Genomic DNA, 20,099 nt, shown 5'->3' with positions numbered 1-20,099 from the left:
GGCAACCGCCGTGACTGTAAGCCCGCACCGGCGACAAGGCAAAGCGCCCGGCAATTGCTGGCGCTGCATGCTAGGCTTTTCGCTCTTGTCGGCGCCAGACGCGCCCTTGCTTTGCCCACAGGAGACACCCCATGCCCGCTTTGCTGCCCAACGTCGATCCCGACGGACTGCTCGAATATTCGGTGGTCTACACAGACCGCTCGCTCAATCACATGTCGGCGAAGTTCCAGCAGGTCATGCGCGATCTGTCGGCCATGCTCAAGGACGCCTATGGCGCGCAGGCGGCAGTGATCGTGCCGGGCAGCGGCACGTTTGCCATGGAAGCGGTGGCGCGGCAGTTCGTGCAGGGCGCGCAGGTGCTGATCGTGCGCAACGGCTGGTTCAGCTACCGTTGGAGCCAGATCATCGAGACCGGGCATCTGAGCGACAAGGTGACCGTGCTCAAGGCGCGGCGCATCGCCGACGCGCCCGAATCGCCCTTCGCCCCGGCGCCGATCGACCAGGTCGTCGCCACCATTGCCCGAGAAAAGCCCGCGGTGGTGTTCGCCCCGCATGTGGAAACCTCCGCCGGCCTGATGCTGCCCGACGACTATCTGCGCGCCGTCGCCGATGCGGTGCACGCAGTGGGCGGCCTGTTCGTGCTCGACTGCATCGCATCCGGTGCGATGTGGGTGGACATGCAGGCCACCGGCGTGGACGTCTTGGTCTCGGCGCCGCAAAAAGGCTGGAGCGGCCAGCCCTGCTGCGGCTTTGCCATGCTCAGCGACCACGCGCTGCAGCGGCTGGAGCAGACCACAAGCAACAGCTTTGCCTGCGACCTGAAAAAATGGCATCAGATCATGCAGGCCTATGAAAAGGGCGCGCATGCCTATCACGCCACCATGCCCACCGACACCCTGGCCGAGGTGCGCGATCAGATGCGCGAGGCGTTCGACCTCGGCCTGCCCCGGCTCAAGGCCGCACAGATCGAGCTGGGCCGGCGCGTGCGCGATTCGCTCGAGCGCCGCGGAGTCAAGAGCGTGGCTGCGCCGGGATTTCAGGCGCCGGGCGTGGTGGTGAGCTACACCCGTGACCCGCAGGTGCAGAGCGGCCGGGCGTTTGCCGCGCACGGCATGCAGATTGCCGCCGGCGTGCCGCTGGCCTGTGACGAACCGGCCGACTACATGAGTTTTCGCCTCGGGCTGTTCGGCCTGGACAAGTGGAAGGACGTGGACGCCGCCGCGCAGCGGCTGGACCATGTCCTCGACGCGGTCGGCCTGCGCGCGGAAGAAGCCGTGCATCGCTGATTGCCCGCGGCGCGCACCGCGCCGCATCGTTGCTGCCCGCATGTTCAGGCGGTCTGCGCAAACAGCTCGCGGCCGATCAGCATGCGGCGGATTTCGCTCGTTCCTGCGCCAATCTCGTAGAGCTTGGCGTCGCGCCACAGTCGGCCCAGCGGGTAGTCGTTGATGTAGCCGTTGCCGCCGAAAATCTGGATGCCCTCGCCGGCCATCCACGTGGCTTTTTCCGCGCACCACAGAATGACCGCGGCGCAGTCCTTGCGCACGCTGCGCGCATGGCCGTCGCCGAGCGCGTCGAGATTCCTGCCCACGGTGTAGAGCAGGCTGCGCGCGGCTTGCAGCGTGGTGTACATGTCGGCCAGCTTGGCCTGGATGAGCTGGAATGTGCCGATCGGCTGGCCGAATTGCTTGCGTTCGTGCACATAGGGCAGCACATTGTCCATCACCGCCTGCATGATGCCCACGGGGCCTGCGGCGAGCACCGCGCGCTCGTAGTCCAGCCCGCTCATGAGCACCCTCGCCCCGCCGTTGATCTGCCCAAGCACGTTCTCCGCCGGCACCTCGCAGTTGCGAAACACCAGCTCGCCGGTGTGGCTGCCGCGCATGCCCAGCTTGTCGAGCTTTTGCGCCACCGAAAACCCAGCAAAGCCCTTCTCGACGAGAAAGGCGGTGATGCCCTTGGCGCCGGCAGCCGGATCGGTCTTGGCATAGACCACCAGCACATCGGCATCCGGACCGTTGGTGATCCACATCTTGCTGCCATCGAGCACGAACGCATCGCCGCGCCGCTCGGCGCGCAACGCCATGCTCACCACATCGCTGCCTGCGCCCGGCTCGCTCATCGCCAGCGCGCCGACGTGCTCGCCCGAAATCAGCTTGGGCAGGTATTTGGCCTTTTGCGCTGCGGTGCCGTTGCGCCGGATTTGGTTGACGCACAGATTGGAATGCGCGCCATACGACAGCCCGACCGACGCGCTGGCGCGCGAGATTTCTTCCATCGCCACCATGTGCGCCACATAGCCCATTCCGGTGCCGCCTTCGGCCTCGGGAACGGTGATGCCCAGCAGCCCGAGGTCGCCGAACTTGCGCCACAAATCCATCGGAAACTGGTCGCTGCGGTCGATCTCGGCGGCGCGCGGGGCGATTTCCTTGGCGGCAAAACTGCGCACCGCCTCGCGCAGCGCGGCGATGTCCTCGCCGAGTTGAAAGTCCAGTCCGGGCAGTTGCATGGGGCGCGTCTCCGTTGGGGCTGCTCTGGTGGCAGCGCATGGGCTTGAATCTTACCTTCCGTTTACGTCAACGTGAAGAACAGACAAACCGCGTGCAGCGTGACAAGGTTCACACCGGTTCCGCAAGCCACCGCCGGATAATGCAATTTTTTACATTGTGCAGGTCGGTTCTGCGCCCACACCTCATGCCGTTGCAACACCGTGGTTCCGAATCCGCCGACGCGAACAGTGACGACGGCCTGCCCCCTGCCGACGATTCCGGTCATCCGATCGGCAAGCTCGGGCTGTTTCGCCGCGCAGAGGACGAACACGCCTATGTCCTGAGTGCCTGGCCAGACATCACGTCCCGGCTGCGGCTGCTCGGGCTGGCTGGCGGCGGTGTCTTCGTGCTGGCCAGTGTGGTGGATTGGGCCAAGTTGCACGACAGCCCGCAGTTCTGGTCCATCCTGCTGGCGCGGCTGGTGGTGCTGGCGCTGGGCCTCCATCTTTGGTGGGTGGCACGCCTGGGCGCACGCGAACGCCCCGAAGCGCTGCGCCGGGCGCTGATCGCGTTTCAGATCGGCGGTATTGTGGCCTTTCGGCTGGTCAATCTGGCCTATGGCGACTATTCGCCGAATCAGGGCATGTCCGGGCTGCTGATGGTGCTGGCGTTCTACGCCTTCGTGCCCATGCTCAGTCCGGTCAACTACTGGCTGCTGCCGCTCTCGACCGCAACGCTGTTCCTGATGGCCGCCGGCTGGTTTCACGCCACGCCGCGCGATCTCACGGCGATGCTGGTGATCGCGGTGTTCGTGCACCTGCTGGGCTGGTCTGCCGCGGTGCGCAGCGCCCGCAGCGGGCGGCTGGCCTGGCTGGAGCGGCTGCGTCTGGCACAGGAAATGGAGGAACGCCGCGCCGCAGAAAGCAATCTGCGCCATCTGTTCGAGGTCTGCCCGGTACCGCTGGTGCTCAGTGACCGGGTGGATGGCAAGGTGCTGCGGTTCAACCGCTCGGCTCAGGCGCTGCTCGACCCCCAGCGCCTGTATCCCGACCCGGGATCGGCGCATGCATCGCGCTTCTATGCCGAGACGCAGTCACGCCAGGCCATCCGCGACGCGCTCGATGCACGCGGCGAGGTCGGCCCCGTGGATGTGCGCATGCTGACTGCCCATGGCGCGAACATTCATGTGATGCTGGCCGCGCGCAGCCTGCGCTACGACGGCAAGCAGGCGGTGCTCACCAGCCTGGTCGAGATCACCGAGCGCAAGCAGCGCGAACTGGCACTGGCCCGGCAGACACAGACCGACATGCTCACCGGGCTGTACAACCGCCGGGGATTCTTCGAGCGCGCCGAGCCGACGCTGCGCGAAGCCCGCGGCGATCTGCCCAGCCTGATGCTGATCGACGCCGATCACTTCAAGCGAGTCAACGACACGCACGGCCACGCGGTCGGCGACGCCGTGCTGCTGCAACTGGCCAGCCGCATGAGTGCCGCGCTGCGCGAGGGCGATGTGATCGGCCGCATCGGCGGCGAGGAATTTGCCGTGTTTCTGCCTGCGACCCACACCCGGGCCGCCACCGCACTCGCCGAGCGCATGCGCGAACTGGTGGCGCGCCATGCGCTGCGCATCCACGGTCTGCGTGTGCCGATGACCCTGAGCATCGGCGTCACCCGCCTGCAGCCCGGAGAAAACACGCTGGACGCCGCACTCAGCCGTGCCGATGCCGCGATGTATCAGGCCAAGCAGCGCGGGCGCAACCGGGTCGAGGTGGCCGCGGTGTCGGTTCCATGACAGCCGGCATCAACCGCCGGTCGCCCCGAGCGTCTTGAGCAAGCCGCGCGCCTCGGTTTCATACGCCCGGATGTCCTCCAGCGTCGCCTGCAGGTCGGCCATGCGGCTCTCGATGTCGGCGCGGTGCGCGGTCAGCACCTCCAGATAGCGTCGCAACTGCGGCACGGTGTCGCGCGGTGACTCGTACATCATCACCAGTTCCTTGATCTCGGCCAGGCTCAGCCCGAGCCGCTTGCCGCGCTGCGTGAGCTTGAGCCGCGTGCGGTCGCCCTGGGTATAGACCCGCAGGCGGCCCTTGCGCTGCGGGCAGAGCAGCCCGGCCTCCTCGTAGAAGCGGATGGCGCGGGTGGTCAGGTCGAACTCGCGGGCGAGTTCGCCGATGGTGTAGGTGCGTGCGGCGGGAGCGACAGCGGCGTTTTTCATGCGTGCCTATACTCGACTGCGAGTTGACGTTAACGTCAAGTGTAGTTTCCAGTCCCCTTCACGACCCACGCCATGTCCGACACATCTGCCGCCGATCCCATCCACTACCCCTTCGGCGACGATGTCCCGACGCTGGGCACCAGCATCGAACTCGCACCCGGCCTGCGCTGGCTGCGCATGGGCCTGCCATTCGCGCTGAACCACATCAACCTCTGGCTGCTCGACGACACGCTGGACGGCGTGCGCGGCTGGACCCTTGTGGATTGCGGCATCGACTCCGCACCCACCCGCGCCGCGTGGGAACAGGTGTTCGCCACCCAGCTCGAAGGACGCCCAGTGCTGCGCGTGGTGGTCACGCACATGCACCCCGACCATGTCGGGCTGGCCCACTGGCTGACCGCGCGCTGGAACTGTCTGCTGTGGATGAGCGCCACCGACTACGCGGTGTCGTGCATGGCCGCGCGCGGCTGCATGACCATCGGCGGCGAGCCAATGGCCGCGCACTTTGCCGCGCACGGCCTGCACGATGCCGACACCCTGGCCGCCATCCGCAGGCGCACCGACTACTACACCGGCCTGGTCCCCGCCATGCCCGCGCAGTTCAGGCGCCTGCAGCACGGTGATGTGCTGCACATCGGCGGGCGCGCGTGGCGCTGTGTTGCAGGCTACGGCCACGCGCCCGAACACATCAGCCTGTTCTGCGAACGCGACGCGCTGTTCATCGCAGGCGACATGCTGCTGCCACGCATTTCCACCAATATCAGCGTGAACGACAACGAGCCGCTGGCCAACCCGCTGCAGCAGTTTCTCGACAGTCTGACGCACTTTGCCGCGCTGCTGCCCGCGCACACCCTGGTGTTTCCCTCGCACGGCCTGCCGTTTCGCGGCGCGCACGCGCGCATCGCGCAGCTGCAGCAGCATCACCGCGAGCGCCTGACCGAGGTGATGCAGGCCTGCGCCACACCGCAGACCGCCGCCGACCTGCTGCCGGTTCTGTTCAAACGGCCATTGGACGTGCACCAGATGACCTTCGCGATGGGTGAGTCCATCGCGCATCTGCACAAGCTCTGGTTCGACGGCGCGCTGCGCCGACTGCAGCAGGACGGGGTGTACCGCTTCGTGCGATAGGGACAGATCGACCCGCCGCAATGCCCAACACCCTCGCCGCCGAATCCAAGCCGTTGCCGCAGGGCACGGCGCTGGTACTGCTCGGTGGCGGGGCGCGCACCGCGTATCAGGCTGGGGTGCTCGGCGGCATCGGCGACATCCTGCAGGCGCAGGGATGGCCCGCGCAGCGCAACCCGTTTCCGGTGATCTGCGGCACGTCGGCAGGAGCGATCAACGCCGCGTACTTCGCCAGCCGCTGCGCCGAATGGCCGCTGGCGCTGCGCGAGTTGCAGACCCTGTGGAGCACCCTGCAGGCGCATGAAGTCTTCGAGGTCGGCACGCTGCACCTGCTGCGTGGCGGCCTGCGCTGGCTGGGGCTGATGGCCTTCGGCTGGCTGTGGAAGCAGAACCCGCGCGCGCTGCTCGACAACACGCCACTGGCCGATACCCTGGGGCGGCTGCTGCATTTCAATGCGGTGGACGCCGCAATTCAAAGCGGTGCGCTGCGCGCGCTGGCGGTGGCCACCTCCAGCTACACCAGTGGGCGGCATATCACTTTTTTCCAGGCTCGGCCCGATGTGCAACCGTGGCGCAGACCCGGACTGTGGGGCATTGCTCAGCCCATCGGGGTCGAGCATCTCCTGGCCTCCAGCGCCCTGCCTTTCGTGTTTCCGGCAACACCCTTGTGGGGCGAGATGGGGCCGGAGTTTTTTGGCGACGGCGCCATGCGCCAGCTCGCGCCGCTGGCACCGGCCATCCACCTGGGGGCCGAGCGCGCGGTGGCCATCGGCGTGGCCGAGCCGCATGCGCAGGCAGGGGCAATGCGCACGCATCTGCCGCCGTACCCGAGCGTGGCGGAAATCGCCGCGCATGCCATGTCCAGCGTGTTTCTCGACACCCTGCGCGCCGATGCGCAGCAGGCACAGCGCATCAACCGCATGCTCGCCGACCTGCCAACCGAAGTGCGGGCTGCACTGCCCTACCGCCCGCTGCCCACACTGACCCTGCTGCCTTCGGTGTCGATCAGCGCCATCGCTGCGCAACACTGGCACAGCATGCCGCGCAGCGCCCGGCTGCTGCTGCAGGCGGTCGGCATGGGCACGGGCAGCGGCGCGGCGCTGGCCAGCTATCTGCTGTTCACCCCGGACTATCTGCGAGCGCTGGTGGAGCTCGGCCGGGCCGATGCGCTGGCGCAGCGCGAGGCGATCGCCGCGTTTTTTGCCCTGCCCATGGCCCAACCCGGTGACGCGCCGTGATCTGCATTGCGCATAATGCATGCCCATGCTCAATGTGTTCACCCTCAAGAACGGCCGCCTGGTGCAGCAGGAGGTGGTCGATTCGCAGGCGCTCGCTGGGTTGCAGCCAGTGTGGGTCGATCTGGAGTCGGCCACGCCGCGCGAGCTGGGCTGGGTCAAGGCGCGCTTTGGCCTGATCATCCCGGCCGATGTGCTCGACCAGGATCTGGAGGAATCTGCCCGGTTCTACGAGGAGGAGGATGAGAACCAGCTCCACCTGCGCTCGGACTTTCTGATCAGCGACGAGGAGCGGCCGCGCAACGAGCGCGTGGCCTTCATCATCCACGGCAGTGTGCTGTTTTCCATTCACACCCACGACCTCAGCGTGTTCCGCCTGCTGCGGCTGCGGGCGCGACGCATGCCGGGGTTGATCGAAAACGCCACCGACGTGCTGCTGGCGCTCTACCTGACCGACGCCGAGTATTCCGCCGACACGCTGGAAGGCATCTACGACGATCTGGAGGCCATCGGCGCGCACATCCTCAAGCCGCGCCCCAGCGACCAGGACGCCTCCGAGGCACTGACCGGCATTGCGCTGCAGGAAGACCTGAACGGCCGCATCCGCCGCAATGTGATGGACACGCGCCGGGCGCTGAGCTTTCTGCTGCGCAGCCGCCACCTCAGCGCCGAGCAGTCGCAGGAAGCGCGGCAAATCCTGCGCGACCTCGACTCGCTCGACGGCCACACCGCGTTTCTGTTCGACAAGATCAACTTCCTGATGGATGCCACCGTGGGCTTCATCAACATCAACCAGAACAAGGTCATCAAGATCTTTTCGGTGGCCTCGGTCGCGATGCTGCCGCCCACGCTGATCGCGAGCATCTATGGCATGAACTTCAAGGCCATGCCCGAGCTCGACTGGGCCTATGGCTATCCGTTCGCGCTGGGGCTGATGGTGCTCACCGTCATCGCGCCGTTCTGGTATTTCCGCAAGAAGGGCTGGCTGAACTGATTCAGCTCGCCGCGGCTTTTTTCAGCCGACGCACCACGGCACCGAGCAAGGGGACGGTGGCGTAGAAATCGCAGGCATCCCAATAGTCGCGGTGGTCGATCACCAGGCCCTGCGCATCGAGCGCAAACCGCGTTGCCCCCGGGATGGTGTGCGCCTGCGCTCCGGAGCGCAGCGCGAAATGGAAATCCCAGGTCATCCAGCCCACCTCGGCCTGCGCCGTCACCTCGCGCACCACAAAGCGCGGGGCATGCAGCTTGGCATACATGTGCGCGAACTGCGCGGTGATCGCACCCAGCCCCTGCACGCGGTTGAACGGGTCCTGGAAGGTGGCATGCGGGGCGTAGATCTGCGCGAGCACGTCCAGCCGGTCGGCGCTGAGTTGCTCGAACAGGCGGGCGATGCGTTGCAGGCTGGCGGTGGTGTCCATGGGATGCGGCGAATCAAAAAATGTCACACATCTTAGGCAGGCAGCGCCTGCGGCGCAGCGCGCGGGTCAAAGCCAGCGCGGCAGCAGCACAGCGGCCCACACCAGCACGCACAGCAGCAGGGTGAGCAGCACTGCGGCGCTGCCCAGGTCCTTGGCGGTCTTGCTCAGGTCGTGCCGCTCCAGCGACACGCGATCCACCGTGTATTCGATCGCGGTGTTGAGCAGTTCGACGATCAGCACCAGCAACACGCTGCCCGCAAGCAGCGCGCGCTCGGTCCAGGTCTGGCCCAGCCACAGCGCCAGTGGCAGCAGGAGAGCCGCCAGGGTGAGTTCCTGGCGGAAGGCCGACTCGGTCTGCCACGCCGCGCGCAGGCCGCTGATCGAGTTGATTCCGGCGTGATAGACACGCGACAGACCGGTGCGCGTCTTGTACGGATTGGGGGCCGCGTCCGGCTTGGAGGCAGGCGCGCGCTCGCGCTGCTGGGCCATGTGCTCAGTGCCCCGCGTGCGCCGCCGCGCCTTCGCGCACCGCCTTGCGCAGGTGGTCGAGAAACTGTTTCGACGCGGCTTCCCAGGTGAACTTGCGCGCGTGCGCCAGCGCCACGCTGCGCGGAATCTGCAGGGCGCGCAGACAGGCCGCTTTCAGATCGTGGTCGAGCGCGCCGGCCGGGCTGTCGCCGATCACGTCCAGCGGGCCGGTCACGGGATAGGCGGCCACCGGGCAGCCGCAGGCCAGGGCTTCGATCAACACCAGACCGAAGGTGTCGGTCTTGCTCGGAAACACGAACACGTCGGCGCCGGAGTAGACCCGGGCCAATTCATCTTGTGTGAGCACACCGAGAAAGCGCACGTCGGGGTATTGCCGGCGGATGCGTTCGAGCTCCGGCCCTTCGCCCACCACCCACTTGGTACCGGGCAGGTCGAGCTGCAGAAAGGCGTCGATGTTCTTCTCCACCGCCACCCGGCCCACATACAGAAAGATCGGCGGCTTGCCGTCCAGCCGCTCGCCTTCACGCGGGTAGAACATGCGGTGATCGACCCCGCGCGACCACAAGCGCACATTGCGGAAGCCGCGCTCCTGCAGGTCGCACTGCACCACCTGCGTGGGCACGAGCACCGCGCGCCCGGCGTTGTGGAAACGCCGCAGGTAGGCATAGGTCCAGCTCAGCGGCACACGAAACCGGGCCTGCACATACTCGGGAAAACGGGTGTGATAGGCCGTGGTCAGCGAAATGTCCAGCCGGTGCGCCACCTTGCGCGCCGCCTGTCCCAGCGGGCCTTCAGTGGCCACATGCACCACATCGGGCATGAAGGCGGTGATGCGCTGCATGATCTGCGCCCGCGGTCGCAGGCTGAGGCGGATTTCGGGGTAGGTCGGACAGGGAATGGTGCGGAAGCTGCCCGGCTCGACCACCTCGACCTCCTGGCCCATGTCGCGCAACTGCCCGATGGTGGTCTTGAGGGTGCGCACCACGCCGTTGACCTGCGGCTCCCAGGCGTCGGTGACGATGAGAATGCGCAGCGGTGGCGTGCCTGCTGCGGCAGGCCAGGGCTTTTCGGCGGCTGCAGCCGCGCCGGGTGTCACGGTCGACGCGATCATGCAGGCACCACCTGCGCGCCGACGGACTGCGGCACGTGCTGTGCCGGCGACTGCGGAGGCAGTTCGGCCAGCACGCGCAGCCCGACGTTCCAGTGCAGCAACTTGAGGCGTCCGTCGAAGTCTTCCACCAGGGCGGTGAGGCTTTCCACCCAGTCGCCGCAGTTGGCGTAGATCTGATGCTCCTCGCTGCGCAGCTCGGCGCGGTGGATGTGGCCGCACACCACACCGTCGCACTGCTGGCGGCGCGCCTCGTCGCTGAGCAGGGTTTCAAAACTGGAAATGGTGTTCACCGCCGCCTTGACCTTGTGCTTGAGGTATTGCGACAGCGACCAGTACGGCAGGCCGAGCCTGAGCCGCGCGTGGTTGAGCCAGCGGTTGAGCTTGAGGCTGAACATGTAGGCGGCGTCGCCCAGATGCGCGAGCCATTTGGCATAGAGCACCACGCTGTCGAACTGGTCGCCGTGCACGATCAGCAGCGTGCGGCCGTCGGCGGTGACATGCCGCACCTGGTTGATCACCTCGATACCGCCGAAGTGCAGGCCGTCATACGGCCGGGCGAACTCGTCGTGGTTGCCCGGAACGAACACCACCCGCGTGCCTTTGCGCGCCTTGCGCAGCAGCTTCTGCACCACGTCGTTGTGCGCCTGCGGCCAGTAAATGCCTTTTTTCTTGAGCTGCCAGCCGTCGATGATGTCGCCGACCAGATAGATGGTGTCGGCGCTGCAATGGCGCAGAAATTCGAGCAGCTGCGGCGCCTTGCAATCGCGCGTGCCCAGATGGATGTCCGACAGCCACAGCGTGCGCCATCTCACCTCGGGCTCGGCGTCGCCGCCACCCTGAGATGGTTCCGCCTGAAGGGCAGCCGCTGCAGCTTTGCTGGCCTTGAGGTCTTCCGGGAACGCTGCGCTGCTTCGCATCAGTCGGGACAGGGTGTCGGTAGCCATGCCGCGCATTGCATCGCGTCAATATGTCATCCGCGTGACCGTCACAGAGAAATTGCTCGCCCTGCTTGACGCAGCCGCTTGTGCCACGCCCTGCGACCGGTTCAAATCGGGCGCATCATCTTTCGAACACCTTCAGCCATGAGCCAGGAACGCGAACTCAAATTCCGACTCGACCCCACCCTGCACGACGCGGTACGCACACACCCGGTCTTGCTCGCCCTGGCACGCCCGCCTCAGGTGCACGCGCTGCAAAGCTGGTACTTCGACACCACGGAGCACACTTTGCGCAAGGCAGGGATGGCGCTGCGTGTGCGTCACACGGGGGACGGCCGGCGCATCCTCACGCTCAAGAGCAGCCCGGCCCAGGGCCTGCAACTCACCCGTGGCGAATGGGAGTTCGACATCGACAGCGACGCGCCCGACGCCGCGGCTCTGGAACGCCTGCACCACACCCGCCTCGCCACACTGGGAGACGCCGATGTGCTGGCGCACAGTCTGCGCGCCGTGCTGGGCACCCGGGTCCAGCGCACCGTCTGGCATCTCGACTGGCAGGGCACGCGGCTCGAAGTCTGCCTCGATGACGGGCAGGCGCTCGGCGGCATCGCCGCAGATGCACCCAGCCTGCCGATCAGCGAACTGGAAATCGAACTGCTCGACGGCCACTGGCCGCACGCCTTCGACCTCGCCTGGACGCTGGCACAGGACCTGCCGCTGCTGCTCTCCCCCATCAGCAAGATGCAGGTGGCCGCGCATGCCGCCGGGCTGAGCACGCTGCAGCTGCCGCCGCTGGCGCGCGAACTCGCGCCGCTTCCAGAGGGCGGGCAGGCGATGGCGGGCGCTTTGCAGCAATCGGCCGCCGTGCTGGCCGTGGGCGCGGAGCTGTTGCAGACCCGTCCGCAGCCAGAGACCGTGCACCAGATGCGCCTGCAACTGCGCCGCCTGCGCGTGTTGCTGCAACTGCTGCAAACCACCGGGCCGTCCTCACAACGCGCTGCCTGCCGCTGGCTGCGCAGCGAATGGCGCTGGGCGGGACAACTGCTGGGCGCCGTGCGCGATGTGGATGTCTGCCTGGAACAGGCTCTGGCCATGCAGCAGCACCCGGATGCCAGCGCGCTGCGGCCCCACCACCTGCAACAAAAGCGCAGCGCGCATCTGCTGGCGCTGCTGGGCTATCTGCGCAGCGCCCGCTTCGGCCGCGCGCTGCTGGCGCAGGCACGCTGGGCGGAATGCTGGAGCAGCGGTCAGGTCATTGCCGCCGATCAGTCCACCGATCAACTGGCGCGCCGCCTGCTGCGCTTTGACCGCAGCGACCTGCAACTGCACCCGCAGCGCTGGGCCGAGCTGCTGGCCATCTGGGACGGTCAGGCCGCAGCCCCGCTCGACGCGCCGTGGAGCGCGCTGCACACCCTGCGGCTCAAGGCCAAGCATTTGCGCTACGCGCTGGAATGGCTCGCCCCCTGGACGGAAGACGTTCTGGGCAAGCAGGGCAAGGCCTGGCTCAAGCTCACCAGCGCCCTGCAGACCGATCTGGGCGAAGCGCTCGACACCCTGCGGCTGGCACGATGGCTGGGCGAGACCGCCGCAGCCGCAGACCCGGACGCGGCGACCCAGTCCGCAGCGGGCGTGCAGCAGGCCTTCGATCAGGTGCGCAGCAGCCTGCAGCGCGCCTTGCAGGCTGCACGCCAGGCGAATTGAGCAGCGCTCAGACAGCCGGTTTTGCGTCGCGTCGGGTCTTGGTGAGATACGCCACCAGCAGCATGATGGCCCCCAGGAACAGCGCGCTGGTTCCCATCGTCCCCAGGCCGAGGCCGCCTTCGCTGCCAGGCTTGGACAGCCAGTCGCCGAAGGTCGCACCCAGCGGACGGGTGAGGATGTAGGCGATCCAGAACGTGGTCACTGCGCTGGCCTTGAACAGAGAGAAGGCTGCCGCCGCCGCAGCGATGGCGCCGCCGAAAAGCAGCGCAGACAGGACGTAGCCGAGTTGCAGGCGCTCGGCGGCCAGATCGCCCCCGGCCGTGCCCAGCGCAAATGTGAACAGGATGGCCGCCCAGTAGAACGCCTCGCGCCGCGGGGTGTCGATGCTGTGGATCGACAGGGTACGTTCGCTCGCCCACCAGCCCACGAACGTCGCCGCCAGTGCCAGCGCGAACAGCACGGTACTGACCGGCAGCGGCACGCCCAGATGGTCGGTGAGGTTGTCGGTGATCAGCGTGCCGACCACGCTGATGAGGGTCACGGTCAACCAGTACAGCCAGGGAACGTAGCGGCGCGCACGCATCTGCGCGGTCAGCACACCGAGGAACAACACCGTCATCACCACCGTGGTACCGACCAGTCCGACATGCAGATCGACCGAGAGAAAGTCGGCGGCGGTTTCACCCACCGTGGTGGCCATGATCTTGATCAACCAGAAATAGAGGGTGATGACGACCGGAACCTTGATCGCCTGCGCCCAGTCGGGCTGCGCTGCCAGTGCGGTGTGTTGCATGAGAAACTCCCTGAATGCCGTGTGGTGTTGTTGTGTGGTCGCGTGTTGCGCGATCACGGCATTCTGGGAAAGCAGACTTAGCGCAGGGTGAGCGCTTGCCGATGCAGACCGACCAGCAGGCGGCGCGGCTCAACCGCTCTTGCGCAGATTGGCCGGGGCGATGCGCAGCGCCTCGCGGTATTTCGCCACGGTGCGGCGCGCCACCTGCACGCCCTGCTGGGTGAGGCGCTCGGCGAGTTCGCTGTCGGACAGGGGCTTGGTGCTGTCTTCCTCGGACACCAGACGGCGGATGAGTTCGCGCACGGCGGTCGATGAGGTGTTGCCGCCGGCCTCGGTGCTCAGGCCGGAGCCGAAAAAGTATTTCAGCTCCACCGTGCCAAACGGCGTGAGCATGAATTTCTGCGTGGTGACGCGCGAGATGGTGGATTCGTGCAGCCCGAGTTCATCAGCGATTTCACGCAGCACCATCGGACGCATGGCCACGGGGCCGAAGTCGAAAAAACGCTGCTGGCGCTCGACAATGGTCTGCGCCACGCGCTCAATGGTCTCGAAGCGCTGCTGCACGTTCTTGACGAACCAGCGCGCCTCCTGCAACTGGCCCTGCATCGCGGTGCCGCTGTCGCGGGCGCGGCGCAGGGCATCGGCGTAAATCTGGTTGACCCGCAGCCTGGGCATGACCTCGGGATTGAGTTGGGCCGTCCAGCCCCGCGCAGTCTTGCGGGCGATGACATCGGGCGTGACCGCCTGCGCCGCGTCGCTGCGAAAGGCGCCGCCCGGATGCGGTTCGAGCTGGGCGATGCGTTGCTGCGCGAGGCGCAACATGGCCTCGTCGGCACCGAGCTGACGTTCGAGCTTGCGCCAGTCGCGCCGCGCCAGCAGGTCGAGATGGCCGTCCCGGCAAATCTGCAGGGCCATGTCGCGCACCGGACAGGGCGGCTGGCGCTGCAGTTGCAGGCACAGGCACTCGGGCAAATCGTGTGCAGCAACGCCCGGCGGATCGAAGCTCTGGATCAGCCGCATTGCGGTGGTCAGCGCATCGGCAAGGTCTTCGAGTTGGTCCTCCCCGGCTTCGGGTGCGAGCGCCTGCGCCAGCTCCAGCATGGTCTCGGGCAGATAGCCGTTGTCATCGAGCGAGTCGATGATGGCCTCGGCAGCGGCGCGGTCGATGGCGCTCAGCGCCAGCCCGGCGAGCTGACCGCGCAGGTGATCGCGCAGACCGAGATGCTCGGAAGCCCGGTCGATGGCGCTGAATTCGTCGTCGTCCCCGCCGCCGGAAGACTGCCCCGAGCTGACCCAGGAGTCGGCATCGGCATCGGTGTCGGCGCCGTGATCGGTCTCGCCGCTGCTGGCCGTCCAGTCCTGCGTCTCCAGTTGCAGCTCGGCGGCGGGTTCGGTGGCGAACTCGGCAGCAGACTCATGCCCCTCATTGGCAAGCAGGGTGGGCGAGTCTGGCTGCAGCGGCGCGGACTGCTCGGCAGTGGGCGCGGCCGCAGTGCCGTCATCCGTCTCCTCGTTTTCAAGGAAAGGATTGGATTCGAGCAGACCCTCGATTTCCTGCGTGAGCTCCAGGGTGGAGAGCTGCAGCAGACGGATGGATTGCTGCAGCTGGGGCGTGAGCGCCAGATGCTGGGACAGGCGCAGATTCAGCGACGGCTTCATCGCGAACTACATGCGGAAGTTTTCACCGAGGTACACCTTGCGCACCGCGGGGTTGTCGATGATGGATTGCGGATCACCCTGGGCCAGCACCTGCCCTTCGCTGATGATGCAGGCCGCGTCGCAGATGCCCAGGGTTTCGCGCACATTGTGGTCGGTGATCAGCACGCCGATGCCCTGCTCCTTGAGGAACTGGACGATGCGCTGGATCTCGATCACCGCGATCGGGTCGATGCCGGCAAACGGCTCGTCGAGCAGAATGAAACGCGGCTGCGTGGCCAGCGCACGGGCGATTTCCACCCGCCGCCGCTCGCCCCCCGACAGCGCCGGCGCGGGGCTGTCGCGCAAGTGCTCGACATGCAGCTCGCGCAGCAAGTGCTCCTCGCGCGCGCGAATCTCGTCCTTGCCGAGGCGCCGCCCCTGCGCGTCGCGCTGCAGTTCGAGCACCGCGCGCACATTCTCGGCCACGGTCATGCGGCGGAAGATCGACGCCTCCTGCGGCAGGTAGGACAGCCCCATGCGGGCGCGGCGGTGCATGGGCAAATCGGTGACATCCTGGCCGTCGATGTGAATGCGACCGGCATCGGGCCGCACCAGGCCGACGATCATGTAGAACGAGGTGGTCTTGCCCGCACCGTTCGGCCCCAGCAGACCGACCACCTCGCCGCAGCGCACGCGAAAGCTCACGTCGCGCACGACCTGCCGGCCGGCGTAGCGCTTTTGCAGATGCTGCACGTCCAGTTCGGGACCCGTTGCGGGCCGGGCTTCGCGTCCGTGCCGGTCAGGCGCGACGGCAACCGGCTCCAGCCCACCGCGCACCGGAGTCTGCGGCGAGACACTCGGCTGGGCGCTCAAGGTTGCGCCCCCATTTTCGGCGTGACCTTCAGCGCGGGCGGCGATGTCGGTGCCGACGACGCCGGGGCCGTGGCCTGCGGGCTCAGCATGACACGCACCCTGCCTCCAGGATTGGTCGCTGTCGCACCCTGCGCCCCGCCCTCGACGGTGAACACATCGGTGATCTGGTTGTAGGCAATCACATTGCCCTGACTGCGATCCGTGAGCTTGCCGTCCACCAGACGGCTGAGCATGGCCTGTCCGCGAAACGTCACCACATCGGTCTTGCCGTCATATTCGATGCGCTGCGCTGCGCCATCCATGGTCTGCGACGGCTGCCCAGGCGCGGTATCGAGTTGCTGCTGGAAGGTGGCCAGCTGGCCCGGCGCGGCAATCGCCGTGGCGTATTGATAGCCGTCCGGCGCCTGGCGCACGTCCACCGTCGCCGCACGCAGCACCAGCGTGCCCTTGGTCACCACCACATTGCCCGTGAACACGCTGGTCTGATGCGCGTCGTCATAGCGCATGGCATCGGCCTCGATATGAATCGGCTGATTCCGGTCGGCCTGGGCTGCCCAGGCAGGCAGCATGAGGTCAGGCGCGCAAAGGGCGCAAAGCAGCAGGAATCGGGCCAGTCGTTTCATCGGCATGGGTTTTGCTTGGGTCGATTCATTCTAGGGCCAGTTCTTGCGATGCGGGCAGGAAACCACGCGATGCTTTCGTCGCCGTTCAAAAACAAACTGCCCGCAATGCGCGGGCAGTTCATCGGTGACTCAGGTGCGAGCGACTTACTTTTTCGCCGCCTGCACTTTTTTGATCAGATAGTCGACAACTTCCAGCACTTTCTTGTTGTTGTTCGCCTCGGGCAGGGCGGCGGAGGTGGTGTACATGCCCTGCACCGCCATGGTCGGCACACCCTGGATCTGGTAGTCGCTCACCATCTGCGTGGCCTGCTTGACCTGGGCGTTCACGCCAAACGAGTTGTAGGCGTCGAGAAAGGTCTTTTTCGGAATGCCTTGCTGCGCCAGCCAGTTGGCCATCTGCTCAGACGTGCCCAGCGGAATGTGCTGCACATGGATGGCGTTGAAAATCTTGGCCTGCAGTTCCGGGGTGAGCTTGCCCAGCGCCTTCAAGGCGTAATACAGATGCTGCTGGGGGATGAACTGCGGAGAGAACGCAACGGGCACGCGCTCCAGCACCACGTCCGCAGGCAGTTTCTTTGCCCAGCTTTCCAGCAAAGGGTCGAAGTCGGCACAGTGCGGGCAGTCGTACCAGAAAAACTCCATCACCACGATCTTGTCCGACGGACTCACCGGCTGCGGCACGGCCAGTCGGTTGTAGGCAAAGCCTTCGTTGAACGGATTGGTCTTGGAAGCGGTCTGCGCTTGGGCGCCGGTGGCCAGAAAGCCCAGCGAGAACAGCGCGAACACCACGGATAGCCAGCGTCGAAACATGAGTCGTCCTTTGGAAGTGAGAGCAGAGAGTTGCTTTATTTACCGGTCCGCACCAGCGCAGTTTGAATCCCGTTGTCGCTCAGAAGTTTCTGCGTTTTCTCGGCTTGCTGCGCCGAGGTGAACGGCCCCACTCGAACGCGATACAGGGTGCGCCCGTTGACAACACGCTCATCCACATGCGCCTCCTGTCCGGTCAGCGCCACCTTGGCGCGCTGGCGTTCGGCATCGTCCTGTGTGCTGTACGCACCCACCTGCAGCACATAGCTCACCTCGGTCGGGGCTGCGGGCGTCGCTGCGGGTGCAGCGATAGCGGGCTGCGCATTCGGCGCGGCTGCCGCAGCGGACTGAGACGCACCCGGCCCGGGCTGACCCAGTTTGGCCAGGGCTTGCGCAGAGAGCGGTCTGCTCGCCACGGTGACCGGCATCGAGCCGCTGCCTGCAGGAGGCGCAGCGGTGGCCCCGCTCAGGCCCTGATTCGGATTCCAGTTGGCCGCGCCGGACGCCGCACTCGACGGCCGTTCCTGAAAGCGGTTCATGAAGGGCAGCGGCGCCTTGGTGATGTAGAGGGCGACGCCCAGTGCAATGGCCAAGCCGATGACCAGGCCGGCGATCAAGCCAATGAGGGTGCCCCCGAACTGGCGGCGTAGTGCAGGACGTGTGGACATGGCATGCGGGAGTTGCTTGGCTGTGGAAAAAGCAGGTGCCGGACGGGCGCGCTCACATGCGCAACGGCGCACTCACGCCCAGAACGGCCAGTGCATTGTGCATCACCTGACGGACCGCCTGCAGCAGACGCAACCGCGCGTGGCGCAGCGGCAGATCGTCGACCAGCACGCGCTCGGCGTTGTAGTACGCATGGAAATCGGCCGCCAGATCGCGCAGATAGAACGCCACATGGTGCGGTGCGAGTTCCTTTGCGGCGGCGGCCAGCACCTGCGGATACTGCGCCAGATTCAGCAGCAGCGCGCGTTCGCGGGGGGCGGTAAGCAGGCTCAGGTTGGCGTCCTTGAGCAGCGCAGGTTGCGCAGCATCCTGCGGTGTGCGCGCCGCCCATTGCTCGAACACCGAGTTCACCCGCGCATGCGCGTATTGCACGTAATACACCGGGTTCTCGTCGGTCTGCGCCAGGGCCAGATCGACATCGAACACGAACTCGGTATCGGCCTTGCGCGACACCAGGAAGAACCGCACCGCGTCGCGCCCCCGCTGCAGCGCCGCAGCGCGCTCGGCCTCGGTCATGCCGTCGTTGACCCCGCCCGACCACTCGATCAGGTCGCGCACCGTGACATAGCTGCCGGCGCGCTTGGAAATCTTGACCTCCTGCCCGCCGCGCATCACGGTGACCATTTTGTGCAGTACATAGTCGGGATAGCCCTTGGGAATGCCCAGGCCGACCGCCTGCAGCCCGGCGCGCACCCGGGCGATGGTGCCGTGATGGTCCGAGCCCTGGATGTTGACCGCGCGGTGAAATCCGCGCTCCCATTTGGTGAGGTGATACGCCACGTCGGGAACGAAATAGGTGTAGGTGCCGTCGGACTTGCGCATCACCCGGTCTTTGTCGTCGCCGAAATCGGTGGTGCGCAGCCATAGCGCGCCGTCCTGCTCGTAGGTGTGGCCTGAAGCCTGCAGGCGCTGCACCGTGTCGTCGACGCGGCCTTCGGTGTAGAGACTGGACTCGAGGTAGTAGCAGTCGAAGCGGATGCCGAAGGTCTTGAGATCCAGATCCTGCTCGCGGCGCAGATACGCCACGGCAAAGCGCCGGATATTGTCCAGATCGTCCGCATCGCCGCTGGCCGCGACCTGCCGCCCCTGATCATCCGGCACCGATTTGCGTGCCAGAAAGTCCTGCGCGATCTCGGCGATGTAATCGCCGTTGTAGGCCGATTCGGGCCACTGCGCATCGCCGGGCTTGAGCCCGCGCGCGCGCGCCTGCACCGACAGCGCCAAGGTCTGGATCTGCACCCCGGCATCGTTGTAATAGAACTCGCGCTGCACCGCCCAGCCCTGGGTGGTGAGCACAGCGGCAATCGCGTCGCCCAGCGCGCCCTGGCGCCCGTGGCCGACATGCAGCGGCCCGGTGGGATTGGCCGAAACGAATTCCACCAGCATCGGCTGGCCAGCACCCGCTCTGGAGTTGCCGAATGCGGTCGACGCCTGCTCGATCTCCACAACCACCTGCTGCAACACCCTTGGCTGGAGATGGAAGTTGATGAACCCCGGCCCGGCGATTTCCGCGCGGGCAATGTCAGCAGCCAGGCTGAGGTCCGTCTGGATGTGATCGATGATGATCTGCGCCACGTCACGCGGCTTGCGCCCCAGCGGTTTGGCCAGCTGCATGGCCAGATTGCTCGCCAGTTCGCCATGCTCCTCGCTGCGCGGACGGCTGAGTTCAATCCCGCTGTTGAATCCTGGCTGCAAGGCGAGGGCGACTTGTTGCAGCGCGGCGGTCAACCGCGCGGTGAATTCGATCATTATGGAGATGTTGTGATTGTGCAAAATCGGCATTTTATGGGTCTGCATCATGGCGACGTGCGCACACAACCCTATGGTGTAATGAATCGTCGGCTGAACCGCGGTGCGCGGGCAGGCTGATGATGTTGCAGTTTCCTCCGCGTTTAGACCACGACAACACTTGGAG

The 20,099-nt window shown here is 66.3% G+C and carries 19 protein-coding genes; 6 read left to right on the top strand and 13 right to left on the bottom strand.

Translation table 11 applies throughout. The features are described from left to right. The first annotated feature begins 131 nt into the window (after nucleotides 1–131). Nucleotides 132–1,286 carry an aminotransferase class V-fold PLP-dependent enzyme gene (locus tag AC1ZQA_RS01930; protein ID WP_482678159.1) on the top strand — a complete coding sequence of 385 codons (1,155 nt, stop codon included), beginning with the start codon at nucleotides 132–134 and terminating at the stop codon, nucleotides 1,284–1,286. 44 nt (nucleotides 1,287–1,330) lie between these two features. Here the strand turns inward: AC1ZQA_RS01930 and AC1ZQA_RS01925 are convergent, their stop codons facing one another. Further along, nucleotides 1,331–2,509 (bottom strand): isovaleryl-CoA dehydrogenase, encoded by a 1,179-nt coding sequence (locus tag AC1ZQA_RS01925; RefSeq protein WP_482678158.1) that lies wholly within the window; start codon nucleotides 2,507–2,509, stop codon nucleotides 1,331–1,333. 185 nt (nucleotides 2,510–2,694) lie between these two features. Here AC1ZQA_RS01925 and AC1ZQA_RS01920 point away from each other — a divergent pair, with 185 nt between their 5' ends. After that, nucleotides 2,695–4,281, top strand: coding sequence for a GGDEF domain-containing protein (locus AC1ZQA_RS01920; RefSeq protein ID WP_482678157.1), 1,587 nt, complete (start codon nucleotides 2,695–2,697; stop codon nucleotides 4,279–4,281). Nucleotides 4,282–4,290: 9 nt separating this feature from the next. On the opposite strand, the gene AC1ZQA_RS01915 is transcribed toward AC1ZQA_RS01920, so the two are convergent. Next, nucleotides 4,291–4,704 (bottom strand): MerR family transcriptional regulator, encoded by a 414-nt coding sequence (locus AC1ZQA_RS01915; RefSeq protein ID WP_482678156.1) that lies wholly within the window; start codon nucleotides 4,702–4,704, stop codon nucleotides 4,291–4,293. 72 nt (nucleotides 4,705–4,776) lie between these two features. On the opposite strand from AC1ZQA_RS01915, the gene AC1ZQA_RS01910 reads away from it, so the two are divergent. Genes AC1ZQA_RS01910 through corA form a run of 3 tightly spaced genes read left to right on the top strand, consistent with a single transcriptional unit; the run spans nucleotide 4,777 to nucleotide 8,058 of the window. Further along, a complete protein-coding gene (locus AC1ZQA_RS01910) occupies nucleotides 4,777–5,832 on the top strand; it encodes an MBL fold metallo-hydrolase (RefSeq protein WP_482678155.1) in 1,056 nt (351 codons plus the stop codon). Nucleotides 5,833–5,852: 20 nt separating this feature from the next. Further along, nucleotides 5,853–7,067, top strand: coding sequence for a patatin-like phospholipase family protein (locus AC1ZQA_RS01905; RefSeq protein WP_482678154.1), 1,215 nt, complete (start codon nucleotides 5,853–5,855; stop codon nucleotides 7,065–7,067). A 25-nt stretch (nucleotides 7,068–7,092) separates the two neighbouring features. Then, the gene (gene corA / locus AC1ZQA_RS01900) at nucleotides 7,093–8,058 is read left to right on the top strand and encodes a magnesium/cobalt transporter CorA (protein WP_482679265.1); all 966 of its coding nucleotides are present in this window, start codon (nucleotides 7,093–7,095) and stop codon (nucleotides 8,056–8,058) included. 1 nt (nucleotide 8,059) lies between these two features. Here corA and AC1ZQA_RS01895 read toward each other — a convergent pair whose 3' ends face one another. From AC1ZQA_RS01895 to AC1ZQA_RS01880, 4 genes are all read right to left on the bottom strand, one after another. Then, nucleotides 8,060–8,485 (bottom strand): nuclear transport factor 2 family protein, encoded by a 426-nt coding sequence (locus AC1ZQA_RS01895; RefSeq protein ID WP_482678153.1) that lies wholly within the window; start codon nucleotides 8,483–8,485, stop codon nucleotides 8,060–8,062. Between the two features lie 66 nt (nucleotides 8,486–8,551). Continuing rightward, a complete protein-coding gene (locus AC1ZQA_RS01890) occupies nucleotides 8,552–8,974 on the bottom strand; it encodes a diacylglycerol kinase (RefSeq protein ID WP_482678152.1) in 423 nt (140 codons plus the stop codon). A gap of 4 nt (nucleotides 8,975–8,978) precedes the next feature. Beyond that, a complete protein-coding gene (locus AC1ZQA_RS01885) occupies nucleotides 8,979–10,007 on the bottom strand; it encodes a glycosyltransferase family 4 protein (protein ID WP_482679264.1) in 1,029 nt (342 codons plus the stop codon). Nucleotides 10,008–10,081: 74 nt separating this feature from the next. Then, on the bottom strand, nucleotides 10,082–11,029 hold the full coding sequence (locus tag AC1ZQA_RS01880; protein WP_482678151.1) for a UDP-2,3-diacylglucosamine diphosphatase: 948 nt from the start codon (nucleotides 11,027–11,029) through the stop codon (nucleotides 10,082–10,084). Nucleotides 11,030–11,167: 138 nt separating this feature from the next. Between AC1ZQA_RS01880 and AC1ZQA_RS01875 the strand changes: the two genes are divergently transcribed. Beyond that, nucleotides 11,168–12,724 (top strand): CYTH and CHAD domain-containing protein, encoded by a 1,557-nt coding sequence (locus AC1ZQA_RS01875; RefSeq protein WP_482678150.1) that lies wholly within the window; start codon nucleotides 11,168–11,170, stop codon nucleotides 12,722–12,724. Nucleotides 12,725–12,731: 7 nt separating this feature from the next. On the opposite strand, the gene AC1ZQA_RS01870 is transcribed toward AC1ZQA_RS01875, so the two are convergent. The 7 genes from AC1ZQA_RS01870 to argS form a co-directional block, all read right to left on the bottom strand. After that, entirely contained in the window at nucleotides 12,732–13,517 is a 786-nt protein-coding gene (locus tag AC1ZQA_RS01870) for a COG4705 family protein (protein ID WP_482678149.1), read from the bottom strand. A 129-nt stretch (nucleotides 13,518–13,646) separates the two neighbouring features. Next, complete coding sequence (locus AC1ZQA_RS01865; protein WP_482678148.1) at nucleotides 13,647–15,176, bottom strand: RNA polymerase factor sigma-54; 1,530 nt, start codon at nucleotides 15,174–15,176, stop codon at nucleotides 13,647–13,649. Between the two features lie 6 nt (nucleotides 15,177–15,182). Further along, nucleotides 15,183–15,980, bottom strand: coding sequence for an LPS export ABC transporter ATP-binding protein (gene lptB, locus AC1ZQA_RS01860; protein WP_482679263.1), 798 nt, complete (start codon nucleotides 15,978–15,980; stop codon nucleotides 15,183–15,185). A gap of 44 nt (nucleotides 15,981–16,024) precedes the next feature. Continuing rightward, nucleotides 16,025–16,657, bottom strand: a complete 633-nt coding sequence (gene lptA / locus AC1ZQA_RS01855; RefSeq protein ID WP_482678147.1) for a lipopolysaccharide transport periplasmic protein LptA — start codon at nucleotides 16,655–16,657, stop codon at nucleotides 16,025–16,027. Between the two features lie 138 nt (nucleotides 16,658–16,795). After that, a complete protein-coding gene (locus AC1ZQA_RS01850) occupies nucleotides 16,796–17,461 on the bottom strand; it encodes a thiol:disulfide interchange protein DsbA/DsbL (protein ID WP_482678146.1) in 666 nt (221 codons plus the stop codon). Nucleotides 17,462–17,496: 35 nt separating this feature from the next. Beyond that, the gene (locus AC1ZQA_RS01845) at nucleotides 17,497–18,126 is read right to left on the bottom strand and encodes an SPOR domain-containing protein (protein ID WP_482678145.1); all 630 of its coding nucleotides are present in this window, start codon (nucleotides 18,124–18,126) and stop codon (nucleotides 17,497–17,499) included. A 52-nt stretch (nucleotides 18,127–18,178) separates the two neighbouring features. Continuing rightward, nucleotides 18,179–19,933 carry an arginine--tRNA ligase gene (gene argS / locus AC1ZQA_RS01840; protein ID WP_482678144.1) on the bottom strand — a complete coding sequence of 585 codons (1,755 nt, stop codon included), beginning with the start codon at nucleotides 19,931–19,933 and terminating at the stop codon, nucleotides 18,179–18,181. Nucleotides 19,934–20,099: the final 166 nt, after the last annotated feature.

It is taken from the genome of Thiomonas sp. DCM-2 (assembly GCF_056820905.1).
The sequence above is the reverse complement of the archived record's forward strand: the minus strand, read 5'-3'. Positions and strand labels throughout refer to the sequence as shown.

What these genes read in the sequence shown, in the direction of transcription:
- AC1ZQA_RS01905 (WP_482678154.1), top strand. Translation starts at nt 5,853, where the DNA reads ATGCCCAACACCCTCGCCGCCGAATCCAAGCCGTTGCCGCAGGGCACG.
- AC1ZQA_RS01930 (WP_482678159.1), top strand. Translation starts at nt 132, where the DNA reads ATGCCCGCTTTGCTGCCCAACGTCGATCCCGACGGACTGCTCGAATAT.
- AC1ZQA_RS01875 (WP_482678150.1), top strand. Translation starts at nt 11,168, where the DNA reads ATGAGCCAGGAACGCGAACTCAAATTCCGACTCGACCCCACCCTGCAC.
- AC1ZQA_RS01920 (WP_482678157.1), top strand. Translation starts at nt 2,695, where the DNA reads ATGCCGTTGCAACACCGTGGTTCCGAATCCGCCGACGCGAACAGTGAC.
- AC1ZQA_RS01845 (WP_482678145.1), bottom strand. Translation starts at nt 18,126, where the DNA reads ATGTCCACACGTCCTGCACTACGCCGCCAGTTCGGGGGCACCCTCATT.
- AC1ZQA_RS01850 (WP_482678146.1), bottom strand. Translation starts at nt 17,461, where the DNA reads ATGTTTCGACGCTGGCTATCCGTGGTGTTCGCGCTGTTCTCGCTGGGC.
- AC1ZQA_RS01925 (WP_482678158.1), bottom strand. Translation starts at nt 2,509, where the DNA reads ATGCAACTGCCCGGACTGGACTTTCAACTCGGCGAGGACATCGCCGCG.
- lptA (WP_482678147.1), bottom strand. Translation starts at nt 16,657, where the DNA reads ATGCCGATGAAACGACTGGCCCGATTCCTGCTGCTTTGCGCCCTTTGC.
- AC1ZQA_RS01870 (WP_482678149.1), bottom strand. Translation starts at nt 13,517, where the DNA reads ATGCAACACACCGCACTGGCAGCGCAGCCCGACTGGGCGCAGGCGATC.
- argS (WP_482678144.1), bottom strand. Translation starts at nt 19,933, where the DNA reads ATGATCGAATTCACCGCGCGGTTGACCGCCGCGCTGCAACAAGTCGCC.
- AC1ZQA_RS01910 (WP_482678155.1), top strand. Translation starts at nt 4,777, where the DNA reads ATGTCCGACACATCTGCCGCCGATCCCATCCACTACCCCTTCGGCGAC.
- AC1ZQA_RS01915 (WP_482678156.1), bottom strand. Translation starts at nt 4,704, where the DNA reads ATGAAAAACGCCGCTGTCGCTCCCGCCGCACGCACCTACACCATCGGC.
- AC1ZQA_RS01880 (WP_482678151.1), bottom strand. Translation starts at nt 11,029, where the DNA reads ATGGCTACCGACACCCTGTCCCGACTGATGCGAAGCAGCGCAGCGTTC.
- AC1ZQA_RS01865 (WP_482678148.1), bottom strand. Translation starts at nt 15,176, where the DNA reads ATGAAGCCGTCGCTGAATCTGCGCCTGTCCCAGCATCTGGCGCTCACG.
- corA (WP_482679265.1), top strand. Translation starts at nt 7,093, where the DNA reads ATGCTCAATGTGTTCACCCTCAAGAACGGCCGCCTGGTGCAGCAGGAG.
- AC1ZQA_RS01895 (WP_482678153.1), bottom strand. Translation starts at nt 8,485, where the DNA reads ATGGACACCACCGCCAGCCTGCAACGCATCGCCCGCCTGTTCGAGCAA.
- AC1ZQA_RS01890 (WP_482678152.1), bottom strand. Translation starts at nt 8,974, where the DNA reads ATGGCCCAGCAGCGCGAGCGCGCGCCTGCCTCCAAGCCGGACGCGGCC.